This window comes from Streptomyces sp. NPDC048565 (assembly GCF_040650935.1).
GTDB lineage: Bacteria > Actinomycetota > Actinomycetes > Streptomycetales > Streptomycetaceae > Streptomyces.
Genome location: NZ_JBEZIH010000003.1, coordinates 1 through 15,288 on the forward strand (window position 1 = coordinate 1; position 15,288 = coordinate 15,288).

Annotated in this window: 13 protein-coding genes; 6 read left to right on the plus strand and 7 right to left on the minus strand. The window is 71.8% G+C overall.

Features of this window, described 5'->3' with window-relative positions:
• Nucleotides 1-96: 96 nt before the first annotated feature.
• The 4 genes from AB0C75_RS04380 to AB0C75_RS04395 form a co-directional block, all read right to left on the minus strand.
• On the minus strand, nt 97-1,656 hold the full coding sequence (locus tag AB0C75_RS04380; protein WP_362886946.1) for a leucyl aminopeptidase: 1,560 nt from the start codon (nt 1,654-1,656) through the stop codon (nt 97-99).
• 233 nt (nt 1,657-1,889) lie between these two features.
• Nucleotides 1,890-2,672: an adenosylcobinamide-GDP ribazoletransferase gene (gene cobS / locus AB0C75_RS04385; RefSeq protein ID WP_362886948.1), complete on the minus strand. Its 783-nt coding sequence runs from the start codon at nt 2,670-2,672 to the stop codon at nt 1,890-1,892.
• Nucleotides 2,673-2,983: 311 nt separating this feature from the next.
• Nucleotides 2,984-4,105, minus strand: a complete 1,122-nt coding sequence (cobT, locus tag AB0C75_RS04390; RefSeq protein WP_362886949.1) for a nicotinate-nucleotide--dimethylbenzimidazole phosphoribosyltransferase — start codon at nt 4,103-4,105, stop codon at nt 2,984-2,986.
• A 114-nt stretch (nt 4,106-4,219) separates the two neighbouring features.
• The gene (locus AB0C75_RS04395; RefSeq protein ID WP_362886951.1) at nt 4,220-5,422 is read right to left on the minus strand and encodes a bifunctional adenosylcobinamide kinase/adenosylcobinamide-phosphate guanylyltransferase; all 1,203 of its coding nucleotides are present in this window, start codon (nt 5,420-5,422) and stop codon (nt 4,220-4,222) included.
• 86 nt (nt 5,423-5,508) lie between these two features.
• Between AB0C75_RS04395 and AB0C75_RS04400 the strand changes: the two genes are divergently transcribed.
• Nucleotides 5,509-5,709, plus strand: coding sequence for a hypothetical protein (locus AB0C75_RS04400; protein WP_362886953.1), 201 nt, complete (start codon nt 5,509-5,511; stop codon nt 5,707-5,709).
• A gap of 96 nt (nt 5,710-5,805) precedes the next feature.
• Here the strand turns inward: AB0C75_RS04400 and AB0C75_RS04405 are convergent, their stop codons facing one another.
• From AB0C75_RS04405 to AB0C75_RS04415, 3 genes are all read right to left on the minus strand, one after another.
• On the minus strand, nt 5,806-6,882 hold the full coding sequence (locus tag AB0C75_RS04405; protein ID WP_362886955.1) for a trypsin-like peptidase domain-containing protein: 1,077 nt from the start codon (nt 6,880-6,882) through the stop codon (nt 5,806-5,808).
• Nucleotides 6,883-6,956: 74 nt separating this feature from the next.
• Nucleotides 6,957-7,691 (minus strand): class I SAM-dependent methyltransferase, encoded by a 735-nt coding sequence (locus tag AB0C75_RS04410; protein ID WP_362887593.1) that lies wholly within the window; start codon nt 7,689-7,691, stop codon nt 6,957-6,959.
• Nucleotides 7,692-7,756: 65 nt separating this feature from the next.
• A complete protein-coding gene (locus tag AB0C75_RS04415) occupies nt 7,757-8,356 on the minus strand; it encodes a DUF3043 domain-containing protein (protein ID WP_362886957.1) in 600 nt (199 codons plus the stop codon).
• Between the two features lie 295 nt (nt 8,357-8,651).
• On the opposite strand from AB0C75_RS04415, the gene AB0C75_RS04420 reads away from it, so the two are divergent.
• The 5 genes from AB0C75_RS04420 to AB0C75_RS04440 all read left to right on the plus strand — a co-directional run bounded on the left by AB0C75_RS04420 (nt 8,652) and on the right by AB0C75_RS04440 (nt 15,229).
• Complete coding sequence (locus tag AB0C75_RS04420) at nt 8,652-9,434, plus strand: PspA/IM30 family protein (protein WP_362886959.1); 783 nt, start codon at nt 8,652-8,654, stop codon at nt 9,432-9,434.
• Between the two features lie 10 nt (nt 9,435-9,444).
• Nucleotides 9,445-9,723: a hypothetical protein gene (locus AB0C75_RS04425; protein ID WP_362886961.1), complete on the plus strand. Its 279-nt coding sequence runs from the start codon at nt 9,445-9,447 to the stop codon at nt 9,721-9,723.
• Between the two features lie 124 nt (nt 9,724-9,847).
• Nucleotides 9,848-11,110 (plus strand): sensor histidine kinase, encoded by a 1,263-nt coding sequence (locus tag AB0C75_RS04430; protein WP_362886963.1) that lies wholly within the window; start codon nt 9,848-9,850, stop codon nt 11,108-11,110.
• A gap of 5 nt (nt 11,111-11,115) precedes the next feature.
• Nucleotides 11,116-11,802 (plus strand): response regulator transcription factor, encoded by a 687-nt coding sequence (locus AB0C75_RS04435; RefSeq protein ID WP_362886965.1) that lies wholly within the window; start codon nt 11,116-11,118, stop codon nt 11,800-11,802.
• Between the two features lie 271 nt (nt 11,803-12,073).
• Nucleotides 12,074-15,229 (plus strand): efflux RND transporter permease subunit, encoded by a 3,156-nt coding sequence (locus AB0C75_RS04440; protein ID WP_362886967.1) that lies wholly within the window; start codon nt 12,074-12,076, stop codon nt 15,227-15,229.
• The last annotated feature ends 59 nt before the right edge of the window (nt 15,230-15,288 follow it).

Here is a 15,288-nt window from a genome sequence, read left to right on the forward strand (position 1 = left end):
ACCCAGTATCGGGGCGACCCTCCGCCTTGCGATCGCACGCACCGGACGCCGCCGGGCCCGCCCTTCGGGCGGACGGCGCTACTTTCGAAACGCGCCCTAGCCGAGGTCGCCGGCCGCGGTGCGCTCCACCAGCCGCACCAGGGTGCGGACCGAGGATCCGGTGCCGCCCTTGGGCGTGTAGCCGTACGGCGCGCCCTCGTGGAAGGCCGGGCCCGCGATGTCCAGGTGCGCCCAGGCGATGCCCTCGCCCACGAACTCCTTCAGGAACAGACCGGCGACCAGGCCGCCGCCCATCCGCTCGCCCATGTTGGCGATGTCGGCGGTCGGGGAGTCCATGCCCTTGCGCAGGTCGGCGAGGAGCGGCATCGGCCAGGACGCCTCGCCGACCTCCCCGGCGATCTCGTGGATCGACGTACGGAACGCGTCGTCGTTGCTCATCACGGCGAAGGTGCGGTTGCCCAGGGCCAGCACCATCGCGCCGGTCAGGGTCGCCACGTCGACGATCGCGTCCGGGTTCTCCTCCGAGGCGCGGGTCAGCGCGTCGGCGAGGACGAGCCGGCCCTCGGCGTCGGTGTTGAGGACCTCGACGGTCTTGCCGCTGTACATGCGCAGCACGTCACCCGGGCGGGTGGCGTTGCCGGACGGCATGTTCTCGGCGAGCGCCAGCCAGCCGGTGACGTTGATCCGGAGGCCGAGGCGGGCGGCCGACACGACGGTGGCGAGCACGGCGGCGGCGCCGCTCATGTCGCACTTCATCGTCTCGTTGTGGCCCGCGGGCTTGAGTGAGATGCCGCCCGAGTCGTAGGTGATGCCCTTGCCGACCAGGGCGACCGTCTTCTCCGCCTTGGGGTGGGTGTAGGCGAGCTTGACCAGGCGCGGGCCGTGCGTGGACCCCTGGCCGACGCCGAGCAGACCGCCGTAACCGCCCTTGACCAGCGCCTTCTCGTCCAGCACCTGCACCTTGATGCCGTGCTCCTTGCCGGCGGCGGTGGCCACGGCGGCGAAGGACTCGGGGTACAGGTCGTTGGGCGGGGTGTTGATCAGATCGCGGGCCCGGTTGATCTCCTCGGTGACCGAGAGGGCGCGCTCCGCGGCGGCCTTGAAGGCCTTGTCACGCGGCTTGGTGCCGAGCAGGGCGACCTCTGCGAGCGGAAGCTTCGCGCCGTTCCTGCCGGACGTGGCGCTCTTCGGGGCGACCTTGTCCTCGCCGCCCTGGTAGGCGGTGAAGGCGTACGCGCCCAGCAGGGCGCCCTCCGCGACGGCGCCCGCGTCCTCGGCGGACTCCGTCGGCAGGGCGAAACCGGCCTTCTTCGCACCCTTCAGCGCACGCGCGGCGCTGCCCGCGGCCCGGCGCAGTGCCTCGGCGTCGTACGTCTCGCCCTTCGCCGGGGCAGGACCGAGTCCGACCGCGACGACGACCGGGGCCTTGAAGCCGGACGGGGCGGGGAGCTTGGTCACTTCGCCCTCGGCACCTGAGGCGCCGAGGGTCTCCAGGACGGCGGCGAGCTTTCCGTTGAACGCCTTGTCCACGGCCTCGGCGCCCGGTGCGACGACCAGGTCCCCGGACTTGGACCCAGCGCCCTTGGCGACGCCGACGACGAGTGCGTCGGCGCGCAGCGTCGCCGCACCTGAGGTGCTGAGAGTGAGAGCAGTCACGGTGGTGAATTCTCGCTTCCGTTGAGTTGTGTGCCGGTCTGTGCCGGTCGAGGGGTTGGCCGACCGTGCCCGGCGCATCGTAGACGGGCCCCCGGGATGCGCCGGGAACGAGCCTACGCGCGCCCATGGCGACGGCTCACGGGGGCGGGGCCCGTCCGGGGAAGGGGACGGCCGAAAGGCCCCGAAAGGAAGCAGGAAGGAAGCAGGAAGGAGGCGAACGGCCTCGGGTCCGGCTAGCCGACGGACAGCGCCAGAAGTGCCACCGTGGCGGCCGTCTCCTCCAGTGCGCCGAACACGTCGCCGGTCACCCCGCCGAAGCGCCGCACACAGTGACGCAGCATCACCTGGGCGGCACCGAGGCCGGCCAGGGCGGCGACGGTGAGGTGCAGGGCGGCGCCGTAGCCGCCCAGGGCGCCGCCGGCCGCCGCGCAGCAGACGACCACCGCGCAGACCACGGCCGTGGCCCCCCGGGGCGGGACGCTGCCCGCCACCGCGGCCCCGAGACCCTCGGGCCGGGCGGGCGGGACCCCGCGGCGCGCGGCCAGGGTGAGCGCGAGCCTCGCGGTGACGGCGGCGGCGACCGTGCCCAGCGCGCCCTGGGCCCAGCCGCGGCCGTAGAGCTCGTGGAGCGCCGCGACCTGGGCCAGCAGCACGAACAGCAGGGTGATCACGCCGAACGGGCCGATGTCCGACTGCTTCATGATCCGCAGCGCGTCCTCGGCCGGCTTGGCGCTGCCGAGCCCGTCGGCGGTGTCCGCCAGCCCGTCCAGATGCAGCCCGCGGGTCAGCGCAGCGGGGAGCGCGGCGGAGACGACCGCCGCCACCAGGGGCCCCGACCCGCCGAGCAGGAACAGCACCCCGGGAACGGCAGCGAGCAGCCCCACGGCGAGTCCGGCGAGCGGGGCGCACAGCATGCCGGCGCGGGCGGTGTCACGGTCCCAGCGGGAGACGCGGACGGGGAGCGCGGTCAGGGTGCCGAAGGCGAAGCGCGCGCCGTGGCTGTTCAGGGAGGTCACCGCGCGCAGGCTAGCCGGTGCGTACAAGGCCCGCGGTGGCACTAGATTGGGTAAATCGACCCAAAAGCCTCATGGGTGGGTCTTCCGGTGGAGGTGGCATGGGTCACTGGTTCCAGCAGAACATCGTCGAGCCGGGCAAACTCCCTCTGCTGCTGCCAGGGCGGTGCTGAGGGCGTACCACCACGATGTGCGCTGGGTGGGACCGCGCCGCCGGTTCCAGGACCTGATCGGCGGGGCCCCTGACCGGAACCCGCTGCCCGGCCCCCCGCCCGGCGGGAGCCCCTGACGCACCGCCACCCGGGCGGCGGCGCTCAGGCCGTCGTGTCCGCGGGCTCCGCGTCCCCGGACGGCTCCTTCGCGTCCGCTTCCTCCTCCTCCTCCTCCTCGGCGGGCTCTTGGGCGCGTTCGGGAAGCTCCGCGGACAGCGCAGCCGCGGCCTGCACGAGCGGCAGCGCCAGCAGGGCTCCGCTTCCCTCGCCCACCGTCACCCCGTGGTCGAGCAGCGGGGTCAGCGCCATCCGGTCCAGCGCCTTCAGCTGGGCGGGCTCCCCGCTGAGCTGCCCCGCCAGCCACCAGTCCGGCGCCCGGAAGGCCGCCCGCTGGGCGACCAGCGCGCAGGCCGCCGAGACCACCCCGTCCAGCACCACTGGCATCCGGCGCACCGCGCTCTGGAGCAGGAATCCCGTCATGGCCGCCAGGTCGGCGCCGCCCACGGTCGCCAGCAGCTCCAGCTGGTCACCGAGGACCGGCCGGGCCCGCCGCAGCGCGTCCCGGACCGCCGCGCACTTACGCATCCACGCCAGGTCGTCGATGCCCGCGCCGCCGCGCCCGGTCACCACCGAGGCGTCCGTACCGCACAGGGCGGCGATCAGCGTCGAGGCCGCCGTCGTGCCACCCACACTCAGATCACCCAGCACCACCAGATCGGTGCCGGAGTCGGCCTCCTCGTCGGCGATGCGCATCCCGAGCCGTACTGCCTGCTCGGCCTCCTCGGCCGTCAGCGCGTCCTCGACGTCGATGCGGCCGCTGCCGCGCCGCACCCGGTCGCGTACGACGGCTTCGGGCAGCAGCTCCGGATCGCAGTCGAGACCGGCGTCCACGATCCGCAGGGGGACGGAGAAGCGCCGGGCCAGCACCGCGACGGGGCTCGCACCGTCCAGCACCGCCCTGACGAGCTCGTGCGCGGTGCCCGCGGCCCGGCCCGAGACCTCCAGCTCCGCCACCCCGTGATCACCGGCGAACAGCACGACACGTGGCCGCTCGACCGCCTTGACGGGGACCGACTGCTGGGCGGCCGACAGCCATTCACCCAGCTCGTCGAGCCGTCCGAGCGCGCCGACGGGAACGGCGAGCCGCTCCCGGCGTTCCTCGGCATCACGTCGTACGCCCCCGTCGGGGCGTTCGATCAGGTCGGAGAAGTCGTCCAGATTCACGGAGGTCTGCCTCGCGGGTCGTCGCAGGGTGGGCCGGAACCCGCCGGGGGGCTCCTGTGCGGAACAGTACCCGGCGCTCCCTCCCGTACCCCCGGCCCCGCACCCGCCCACGCCTCAGCCCCGAAGCACCAGCGCCCGTCCCGCCACCACCAGCAGCACCTGCTCGCACTCGGCCGCGAACGCGTTGTTCAGCCGGCCCAGTTCGTCCCGGAAGCGCCGCCCCGACGCCGTCGCCGGGACCACGCCCGAGCCGGTCTCGTGGGTCACGGCGACGACCGTACGGCGGGTTCCGCGCACCGCGCGCACCAGCTCGGCGACCCGGTCGCGCAGCTTCGCCTCCCCGCCGCCCGCCCACCGGGCGTCGTCCCAGGCACCGGTCCGGTCCATCGCGTCCGTCAGCCACAGCGACAGACAGTCGATCAGCAGCGGCGGGCCGTCCGCCTCCAGCAGCCCCGCCAGCTCGCAGGTCTCCTCGGTGCGCCACGCGGCGGGCCTGCGCTCCCGGTGCAGCCCGATCCTGGCCGCCCACTCCGCGTCCCCGTCGCGGCGGCCACCCGTCGCCACGTACACCACCTCGGGGAAGGTCTCCAGGCGCTGTTCGGCCTCCACCGACTTCCCCGACCGGGCCCCTCCGGTGATCAGCGTGCGCCGGGGCACATCGGGCAGGGCGCGGTAGACGCCCACCGGCAGTGTCGTCCCGTCGGGCACAGCGCGCGCCCCGCCGGCCGCGAGCCGGCGGTCCAGCTCGGGTCCTGGCGGCGCGTCGTGGTCCAGATGGACGGCGATCACCTCGGTGGTGGGCCCGACGGCCTCGACGGCCCGCAGCCTGGCCACGGCGTCAGGGCGCCCGATCACATCGCACACGACCATGTCGTACGGCTCCGCCACCGGGTCGGCCAGGCCGGCGGGGGAGGCCCCGGGCGGCAGATAGAGCAGACGCTCACCTTCCGGTGCCGTCACCTCGTAACCGGTGCCGGGTGAGTCCATCGCCAGCGCCCTGATCCGGTGCCCGCTGATCAGCGTCAGCTCCTGGCCGTCGGGGACCCGGCCCGCGGGCGGCAGCGAGGCGGGCAGCTCCACCGCCGGCCCGTCATGGGGGTGGGTCAGCAGCACCTGCCGTACGCCGGCGAGCGAGCGACCCGCACGGGCGGCGGCGAACACGGCGCCCGGGGTGAGATCCAGCAGCAGCGCGTCGTCCACGAGCAGCGCGGTCGCGGCACGCGCCCCGGTGCCGCGGGAGGACGCGCAGACGGCGCAGGGGCAGTCGGGCCGCGGCAGCCCGTCGGGGGCTCCGGTGCCGAGCAGTGTCAGTTCCACGTCTCGATCCTGCCGTGTCCATCAGCCACCTGCGCGCCCGGGACACCGACTAGTCTTCGGGGAGCAACGTGACCCAGGAGGCGGACATGGCGTGGACGTGGCGGTTCGAGAAGTCCGACGGTACGGAGACGGAGCCGGCGCTGCAGCCGGAGGAGTTCACGACTCAGGGCGACGCGGAGTCCTGGATCGGTGAGTTCTGGAAGGAGCTGCTCGAAGGCGGTGCGGACCAGGTGACACTCTTCGAGGACGCGACCAAGATCTACGGCCCGATGAGCCTCCAGGCCTGAGGCGGTCGTAAGGCCTGACAGCTTCTCCGGGGCTGTCAGGCTCCTCGGGGCCGCCGGCCTTCTGGGGGGCCGCCGGGCTCCTCGGGGCCCTCGGGCTCAGATTTCGCCCAGGGTGACATCGGCCGTCCTCTTCGAGTCCGACCGGGTGTACGTCACCGAGACCTTCCGGCCCGGTCTCTCGCCCGCGAGCACCTCCGAGAGCGAGGTGATCGTCGTGACCCGGGTCCCGCCGATCCGGGTGATGACGTCCCCGACGCGCAGGCCCGCCTTCGCCGCGGCCCCGCCCTTCGAGACGCTCACGATCGCGACACCCGCGGGCTGGTACGAGCTGTCGACGACGGTGCGGCCCGTGATGTCCAGAGCCGCGCGGCCCGAGTCGGTGACCTTCCCGGACTTGATGATCTGGTCGGCGACCGTCCGCACCATCGAGACGGGGATGGCGAAGCCGATCCCCGGCGCCGCGCCGCCGCCCTGCTCCGAGTCGGTCGCCGCGAGGGTCGGGATGCCGATGACCTCGCTGTCGAGGTTCACCAGAGCGCCTCCGCTGTTGCCCGGGTTGATGGCCGCCGAGGTCTGCACCATGTCGGCGAGCGTCGCCCCGGTGCCACCGTCCGAGCTGCCCTCGCTGACGGTGCGGCCCACGGCGGAGACGATGCCCTGGGTGACGCTGCTGGACAGCCCGAGCGGTGAACCCATCGCCAGGACGATCTGCCCCACCTCGACCTCTTCGGTGTCCCCGAACTTCGCGGGCCGCAGCCCGTCGGGGACGTCGTCGAGCTTGATGACGGCGAGGTCCTGCTCTGGATAGGAGGACACCAGGGACGCCTTGAGCACCTTCTCGCCGGTGGCGACACTGACGTCGAAGGTCTTCTCGCGGCCCACGACATGGGCGTTGGTGACGATGTGGCCCTGGTCGTCGTAGACGATGCCCGAGCCGAGCGAGTCCCCGGCGCCGATCTGCACGACGGAGGGCAGCACATCCTTGATGACGGCCTGGTACTGGTCCTCCAGGGCGTCCGTCGCCCGGGACACCGCCGCCTGCTGCCGGGCGGGGGCGGCGGACGGGGCTGTGCCGGAACCGGCGCAGCCACCCGCCAGGGCGATCACGCAGGCACCGGCGGCCAGCGGTGTGAGCGAGCGGCGTACCCGCCTGCGGGAAGGGGTTGCGTCCATGCCCGGAGTATGGCCAGGACAGGCCGCCGACGGCCTGCGCTGCTGGGCCGATCAGGCGTACGAAGGCTGCGGACTCAGCCGCGTACGCCGCACAGGTGCAGCAGCGCGGCCACCCCGCGGTACGGGTCGGTGCGACCCGCCCGGTCCTCGGCGGCGAACAGCCGCGCGAGCTCGTCGGGTGCGGGCAGCTCCGCGTCTTCGCCGACGTTGTCCGTGAAGACCCGCACGCCGTACCACGCGTGCAGCGGGGCGGCGATCCCGGCGAGGGTGGCCCGCAGGACACCGAGCCGGTCGGCCCTGACGTCCAGGCCCAGCCTGTTCGTGTACGTGTCGCTCTCGAACGCCGCGAGAGCCGCGCCGAAGTCACCGGACGTCCCCGGGCGCATCGCCAGCGCGTCGGCGTTCCGCACGAGCAGCGAGAGCAGCCCGCCGGGCGCCAGCATCCGGGCCAGGCCGGCCAGCAGCGGATCCGGCTCCGGGACGTACATCAGTACGCCGTGGCAGAGCACCACGTCGAAGCTGCCGGGCAGGAAGTGCACCCCGGTGTCACGGCCGTCGCCCTCGATGAGCCGCACCCGCTCCCGGATGCCCTCGGGCTCGCCCGTCAGGGCCTCCCGTGCCGAGCGCAGCATCCCGGGGTCGGACTCCAGGCCCGTCACGGAGTGCCCGGCCCGCGCCAGCCGCAGTGCCTGGGTGCCCTGTCCCATGCCGACGTCGAGCACCCGCAGCCGCTGCCCCACCGGGTAGCGCGCGGTTATCTGCTCGTCGAGCTGCCGGGCGACGAGCTCCTGGCGGACCGTGTTGCGCAGCCCGCCGAGCCCGCCCAGCCACCGGGCGGACACTCCGGCGAAGCCGGAGGTCTCCGTGCCCGTGCTCAGGGCCGCTCTCCCCGCTTGACCTGAGGCTTGGGAAGACGCAGCCGGCGCATCTGGAGCGTACGCATCAGGCCGTAGGCCACGGCGCCGCGCTTCGGGGTGTCGGGGAAGCGCTGGGCCAGCTGCTTCTTGAGACGGAAGCCGAGACTGACGGAGTCGACGACGATCAGCACGATCACGCCGAGCCAGAGCAGCAGCGAGATGTTCTGGATGTTCCGGATCTGGATCACGCTGAGGATCAGGATGATCACTGCGAGCGGAAGGAAGTACTCCGCGATGCAGAAGCGCGAGTCCACGAAGTCACGGACGAAGCGCCGCACGGGCCCCTTGTCACGGACCGGCAGATAACGCTCGTCACCGGACGCCAGTGCTTCGCGCTGCCGGGCCATGTCGGCCCGGCGTGCTTCCCGCTGGCGCCTCGTCGCCTCCTTGCGATCGGTCGGCGCACCACTGGAGGCACGCCTGCGCTGCGTCTGGGCCTCGCTGCGCTTGGGGGTGGGGCGACCTTTGGGAGCCTGAGGGTCGCGGGGCTGCTTGGAGAGGTCCGCCGTCACCTTGCCGGTGGGGGCCTTCTCTTCCTTGGAACGGCTACGGAACACAAAACCCAAGGGTACGGGGTCGGCCGGGAGTAGCGAGGACCGGCCGGGAACGATCCGGCAACGGCCTGCGTCCTGAAAGTGTCCCGACAGGGGCAGAACGGACGTTGCCGATCGATCCCCCAGGGGCTTCTACTCCCTGGGCGGGAGCGGTGACAGGCGGCAGTCGTCCTTGCGGAGGACCACATCCGTGCTCGAACAGTGCGGTAATAGAGGTAGGGCCCGTACTGTGGGTTCTGTTGGAGTGCTGGAGCTCAGTTAAGTCAGAAGGGGGCGCGCGAAGCCCATGAGCGGTGTCATGAAGCGTATGGGAATGATCTTCCGCGCGAAGGCAAACAAGGCCCTTGACCGGGCCGAGGATCCGCGCGAGACCCTCGATTACTCGTACCAGAAGCAGCTCGAACTGCTTCAGAAGGTGCGCCGCGGCGTCGCCGATGTGGCGACCTCGCGCAAGCGGCTCGAGCTGCAGCTGAACCAGCTGCAGGGACAGTCGTCCAAGCTGGAGGACCAGGGCCGCAAGGCACTCGCGCTCGGCCGCGAGGACCTGGCCCGGGAGGCGCTGTCCCGGCGCGCCGCCCTCCAGCAGCAGGTCACGGACCTGGAGACGCAGCACCAGACGCTGCAGGGCGAGGAGGAGAAGCTCACTCTCGCGGCCCAGCGTCTGCAGGCCAAGGTCGACGCCTTCCGTACGAAGAAGGAGACCATCAAGGCCACCTACACCGCTGCCCAGGCCCAGACCCGGATCGGAGAGGCCTTCTCCGGCATCTCCGAGGAGATGGGCGACGTCGGCCTGGCGGTCCAGCGGGCCGAGGACAAGACGCAGCAGCTCCAGGCACGTGCGGGAGCCATCGACGAGCTGCTGGCCTCCGGCGCCCTCGACGACTCGACCGGCACGGCGAAGGACGACATCGCTGCCGAGCTGGACCGGCTCTCCGGTGGTACGGATGTAGAACTGGAACTGCAGCGCATGAAGGCCGAGCTGGCCGGCGGTTCCGCCGGGCAGCAGCAGGCCATCGAGGGCGGCGCCGAGGACGCGGCACCGCAGTCGCAGCAGTCCCCGCACAAGTTCGACAAGCAGTGAGGGCGGCGTCATGATCGTACGGATCATGGGGGAGGGCCAGGTCGTACTGGCCGACAGTCAAGTCGCCGAGCTGAACAAGCTCGACGACATCCTCCTCGCGGAGATGGAGAGCGGTGACGGACCCGGCTTCCGCACCACGCTCCACGCTCTCCTGGACAAGGTGCGCGAGCTCGGCTCGCCGCTCCCCGACGACTCCCTGGAGCCGTCGGAACTGATCCTTCCGGCCCCTGACGCCACGCTCGAAGAGGTGCGCTCCATGCTTCGCGACGACGGGCTGATCCCCGGCTGACCGGGCGCCTCGCTCCGCACTCCCACAGTGCCCCGCCCGGTCCGCCCGGCGCGGGGCACAGTGCTGCGTACACACCAGGACACGCCAGGACCACCCGGTCGGCCGCACGCCGTACCGTTGCTCCGTGACCACCCTCGGAACCGGGCTCGTGCGCGCCCGCCGCTGGCTGCGCGGCCATTCCCTCGCCTTCGACGGTGCCCTCGCCGCGGTCGTGCTCGTCTGCATGCTCTGCGCGTCGTTCGCCGAGCCGAGCCAGGGCCATGGCGGGCCCGTCCTCGCGGCCAGGCCCCCCGAGGCTTCGAGCGTGCTGCTGATGGTCCTGGCTGCCGCGGTGCTCGTCCTGCGCAGGCGCAGGCCCATTACGGTGCTCGCGGCGACCGGAGCGCTGTCCGTCATCGAATTCGTCCTGACCGATCTGCCCTCGCCCATCGTGGCGAGCGCGGCCATCGCGCTGTTCACCGTCGCGGCCAGCACCGACCGCCCCACCACCTGGCGGGTGGGCCTGCTGACCATGGGAGTGCTGGCCCTGGCCGCGATGGTGGCCGGTCCTACGCCCTGGTACAGCCAGGAGAATCTCGGCGCCCTGGCCTGGACCGGGCTCGCCTGTGCCGCCGGGGACGCCGTACGCAGCAGACGCGCGTTCGTCGACGCCATCAGGGAACGGGCCGAACGCGCGGAACGCACCCGCGAGGAGGAGGCGGGCCGCAGGGTCGCGGAGGAGCGCCTGAGGATCGCCCGGGACCTGCACGACGTCGTCGCCCACCACATCGCCCTGGTCAACGTCCAGGCCGGGGTCGCGGCGCACGTCATGGACCGGCGCCCCGACCAGGCGAAGGAGGCACTCGGCCACGTACGGGAGGCGAGCCGCTCCGCACTCAACGAACTGCGGGCCACGGTCGGGCTGCTGCGGCAGTCCGGCGACCCGGAGGCGCCCACCGAACCCGCCCCGGGGCTCGCCGTCCTCGACGCCCTGGTCGACACCTTCCGCAACGCCGGACTTCCCGTGGAGGTCGCCCGCACCGACCCGGACAGCCCGCTGCCCGCCGCGGCCGACCTCGCGGCCTACCGGATCATCCAGGAAGCGCTGACCAACGTACGCAAACACGCGGGCGCCGGTGCGAAGGCCGAAGTGAGCGTCGTACGCGTCGGGAGGACCGCGGAGGTCACCGTGCTCGACGACGGCACGGGAGCGGACCCCGGCGCCGCGCCGGACGACGGTGGCGGGCACGGCCTGATCGGCATGCGCGAGCGTGTCAGCGCGCTGGGCGGCACCCTCACGGCGGGGCCCCGTTACGGAGGCGGGTTCAGGGTCCATGCGATCCTGCCCGTCACATCCCGCACACGCGCGCCGGAAGGGCCGGACGCGGTGGGGACCACGGGGGGATGACGCGCATGACGCCCATCAAGGTGCTGCTCGCCGACGACCAGGCGCTGCTGCGCAGCGCCTTCCGGGTGCTGGTCGACTCCGAACCCGACATGCGGGTCGTCGGTGAGGCGGCCGACGGCGCCGAAGCGGTGGAGCTGGCCCGCTCGACCCTCGCCGACGTCGTGCTGATGGACATCAGGATGCCTGGCACCGACGGTCTCGCCGCCACCCGGATGATCAGCGCCGACCCGGATCTGGCGGGCGTACGGATCGTCATGCTCACCACCTTCGAGGTGGACGAGTACGTGGTGCAGTCCCTGCGCGCCGGTGCGTCGGGCTTCCTGGGCAAGGGCGCGGAACCGGACGAACTCCTCAACGCCATCCGTGTCGCGGCGGCCGGTGAGGCGCTGCTCTCCCCGGTCGCGACCAAGGGGCTCATCGCCAGCTTCCTCGCCCAGGGCGGCAGCGCCCATGACCCGCACGGCACGGAGTACGCCGAGCGCCTCGCCGCGCTCACCGGGCGCGAGCGGGAGGTACTCGTCCAGGTCGCGGGCGGACACTCCAACGACCGGATCGCCGACCAGCTGGTCGTCAGCCCTCTCACCGTGAAGACCCATGTGAACCGGGCCATGGCGAAACTGGGCGCGCGGGACCGGGCGCAATTGGTGGTTATTGCCTACGAATCGGGCCTTGTCCGTCCCAGGGTGGAGTGACGGGTGGAGACCCGGCTACTCCAGCTGCGGTATGCGGGGGACCGGGAAAGCAGCCCGGGGGCCGACGTTTTCGTATCGGGAACCGGCGATCGTATAGATGGGCGGGCTGTGTCCCCGCTGTGTTTTCGGCGGTTCGGCGGTTCGGCGGTTTCGTGTTTCCCCGCGTGTTCGTGTTTTCGCGTGTTCGCGGTTCCGCTGATCCTCTGCCCACCGACGTGGGCGTGGGGAACCCGTCCACCTGCCGCGTACGCCACAGAAGAGAGACCTACCCATGTCCTGGCTGTCCAGATTCAGCCTCGCGCAGAGGGCCCTGATCGGGCTGATCTCGATCGTCGCGCTCGTCTTCGGAGCGATCGCGATCCCGCAGCTCAAGCAACAGCTGCTGCCCACCATCGAGCTCCCGATGGTGTCGGTGCTGGCCCCGTACCAGGGCGCGTCCCCCGATGTGGTCGAGAAGCAGGTCGTCGAACCTCTCGAGAACGCCATCAAGGCCGTCGACGGCGTCGACGGCATCACCTCGACCGCCAGCGAGGGCAACGCCGTCATCATGGCGACCTTCGACTTCGGTGACGAGGGCACGAAGCAGCTCGTCGCCGACATCCAGCAGGCCGTGAACCGTGCCCGCGCCGAGCTGCCCGACACCGTGGACCCGCAGGTCGTCGCCGGTTCGACGGACGACATCCCGACCGTCGTGCTCGCCGTCACCTCGGGCAAGGACCAGCAGGCGCTCGCCGACCAGTTGGACCGCACGGTCGTTCCGGCGCTCGAGGACATCGAGGGCGTCGGCCAGGTCTCGATCGACGGCGTCCAGGACCTCCAGGTCTCCGTCGTCCCCGACGACAAGAAGCTCGCCGCTGCGGGCATGAACGCCGCCTCGCTGGCCCAGGCACTCCAGTCCGGCGGTGCCACCGTCCCGGCCGGCTCCTTCTCCGAGTCGGGCAAGAGCCGCACCATCCAGGTCGGCGGCTCCTTCACCTCGCTCCGGCAGATCGAGGACCTGAAGGTCGCCGCGAAGGACCCGGCGACGGGTGAGTCCGGCAAGGCGGTCCGTGTCGGTGACGTCGCCACGGTGAAGCAGGAGCCCGCCACCGCGGTCTCCATCACCCGTACGAACGGCGAGCCGAGCCTCGCCGTCGTGGCGACGATGGACAAGGACGGCAGCGCCGTCGCCATCTCGGACGCCGTCCAGGACAAGCTGCCGGACCTGCGCAAGGACCTCGGCTCCGGCGCCGAGCTGACCGTGGTCTCCGACCAGGGACCCGCCGTCTCCAAGGCGATATCAGGACTGACCACCGAGGGCGCGCTCGGCCTGCTCTTCGCCGTGATCGTGATCCTGGTGTTCCTGGCGTCGATCCGCTCGACGCTGGTCACCGCGGTCTCCATCCCGCTCTCCGTGGTCCTCGCGCTGATCGTGCTCTGGACCCGTGGCCTGTCGCTGAACATGCTGACGCTCGGCGCGCTGACCATCGCGATCGGCCGGGTCGTCGACGACTCGATCGTGGTCCTGGAGAACATCAAGCGGCACCTCGGCTACGGCGAGGAGCGCCAGTCGGCGATCATCACCGCGGTCAAGGAGGTGGCCGGCGCGGTCACCTCGTCCACGCTCACCACCGTCGCGGTCTTCCTGCCCATCGGTCTGGTCGGCGGCATGGTCGGCCAGCTCTTCGGCTCGTTCTCCCTCACCGTCACCGCGGCCCTGCTGGCCTCCCTGCTGGTCTCGCTGACCGTGGTCCCCGTCCTCTCGTTCTGGTTCCTGCGGGCCCCCAAGGGCACCGCCGTCGACCCGGACGAGGCACGCCGCAAGGCCGAGGAGAAGGAAGCCGCCAGCCGGCTCCAGCGGATCTACGTCCCGGTGCTGCGCTTCGCGACCCGGCGCCGCATCACGAGCATCGTCATCGCCTTCGCGGTCCTGTTCGGCACCTTCGGCATGGCGCCCCTGCTGAAGACGAACTTCTTCGACCAGGGCGAGCAGGAAGTCCTCTCCATCAACCAGGAGCTGACTCCGGGCACCAGCCTGGACGCGGCCGACAAGGCCGCGCGGAAGGTCGAGAAGGTCCTGGCCGCGGACGAGGGCGTCAAGGAGTACCAGGTCACCGTCGGCTCCTCCGGCTTCATGGCGGCCTTCGGCGGCGGCACGGGCGCCAACCAGGCGACCTACCAGGTCACCCTCAAGGACTCGGCGGACTACGACGCCACCGAGGGCCGGATCGACGAGGCCCTGGGCAAGCTCGACGGCATCGGCGACACCACGATCGCCGGGGGCGACGGCTTCGGCAGCCAGGACCTCAGCGTCGTGGTCAAGGCCTCGGACGGGGACGTCCTGAAGAAGACCTCCGAAGCGGTGCGCGGTGAGGTCGCCGAGCTCAAGGACGTCACCGACGTCCAGAGCGACCTCGCGCAGAGCGTCCCGCGGATCTCGGTCAAGGCCAACGACAAGGCGGCCGACGCCGGGTTCGACCAGACCACCCTCGGCGCGGCGGTCGCCGCCGCAGTGCGCGGCACCCCGTCGGGCACGGCGATCATGGACGACACCGAGCGTGACGTCCTGGTGAAGTCCGCCGAGCCGGCCACCACCATGGCCGAGCTGAAGGCACTCAAGCTCGGTCCGGTCGAGCTCGGCAGGATCGCCGACGTCAAGCTGGTCCCCGGACCGGTCTCGATGACCCGTATCGACGGCCAGCGCGCGGCGACGATCACCGCCAGGCCGACGGGCGACAACACGGGCGCGGTCACCACGGCGCTCCAGCAGAAGATCGACGCCCTGGATCTCCCGGAGGGCGCCACCGCGACCATCGGCGGTGTCTCCGCGGACCAGGACGACGCCTTCGTCAAGCTGGGTCTTGCCATGTTGGCCGCCATCGCGATCGTCTTCATGCTGCTGGTGGCCACCTTCAGGTCGCTCATCCAGCCGCTGATCCTGCTGGTCTCCATCCCCTTCGCCGCGACGGGCGCCATCGGCCTCCTGATCGTCACCGGCACCCCGATGGGCGTCCCGGCGATGATCGGGATGCTGATGCTGATCGGCATCGTGGTGACCAACGCGATCGTGCTGATCGACCTCATCAACCAGTACAGGTCGCAGGGCATGGGCGTCGTCGAGGCAGTCATCGAGGGCGGCCGCCACCGTCTGCGTCCGATTCTGATGACCGCCCTGGCGACGATCTTCGCCCTGCTTCCGATGGCGCTCGGCGTCACGGGCGAAGGTGGCTTCATCTCCCAGCCGCTGGCGGTCGTGGTGATCGGTGGTCTGATCACCTCCACGCTGCTGACGCTGCTGCTGGTGCCGACGCTCTACGCGATGGTCGAGCTCCGCAAGGAGCGCCGCGCGAAGAAGAAGGCGGCCAAGCGTGAGGCGAAGTCCGGCGCCGCGGTCACCGACACGGCTCAGGAGACCACCTCCGAGGAGCCGGAGCCCGCGAAGGCCTGATCGGCTTCCCGCAGCGACAACAGGAAGGCCCCCGGCGCCGCACAGCGGCGCCGGGGGCC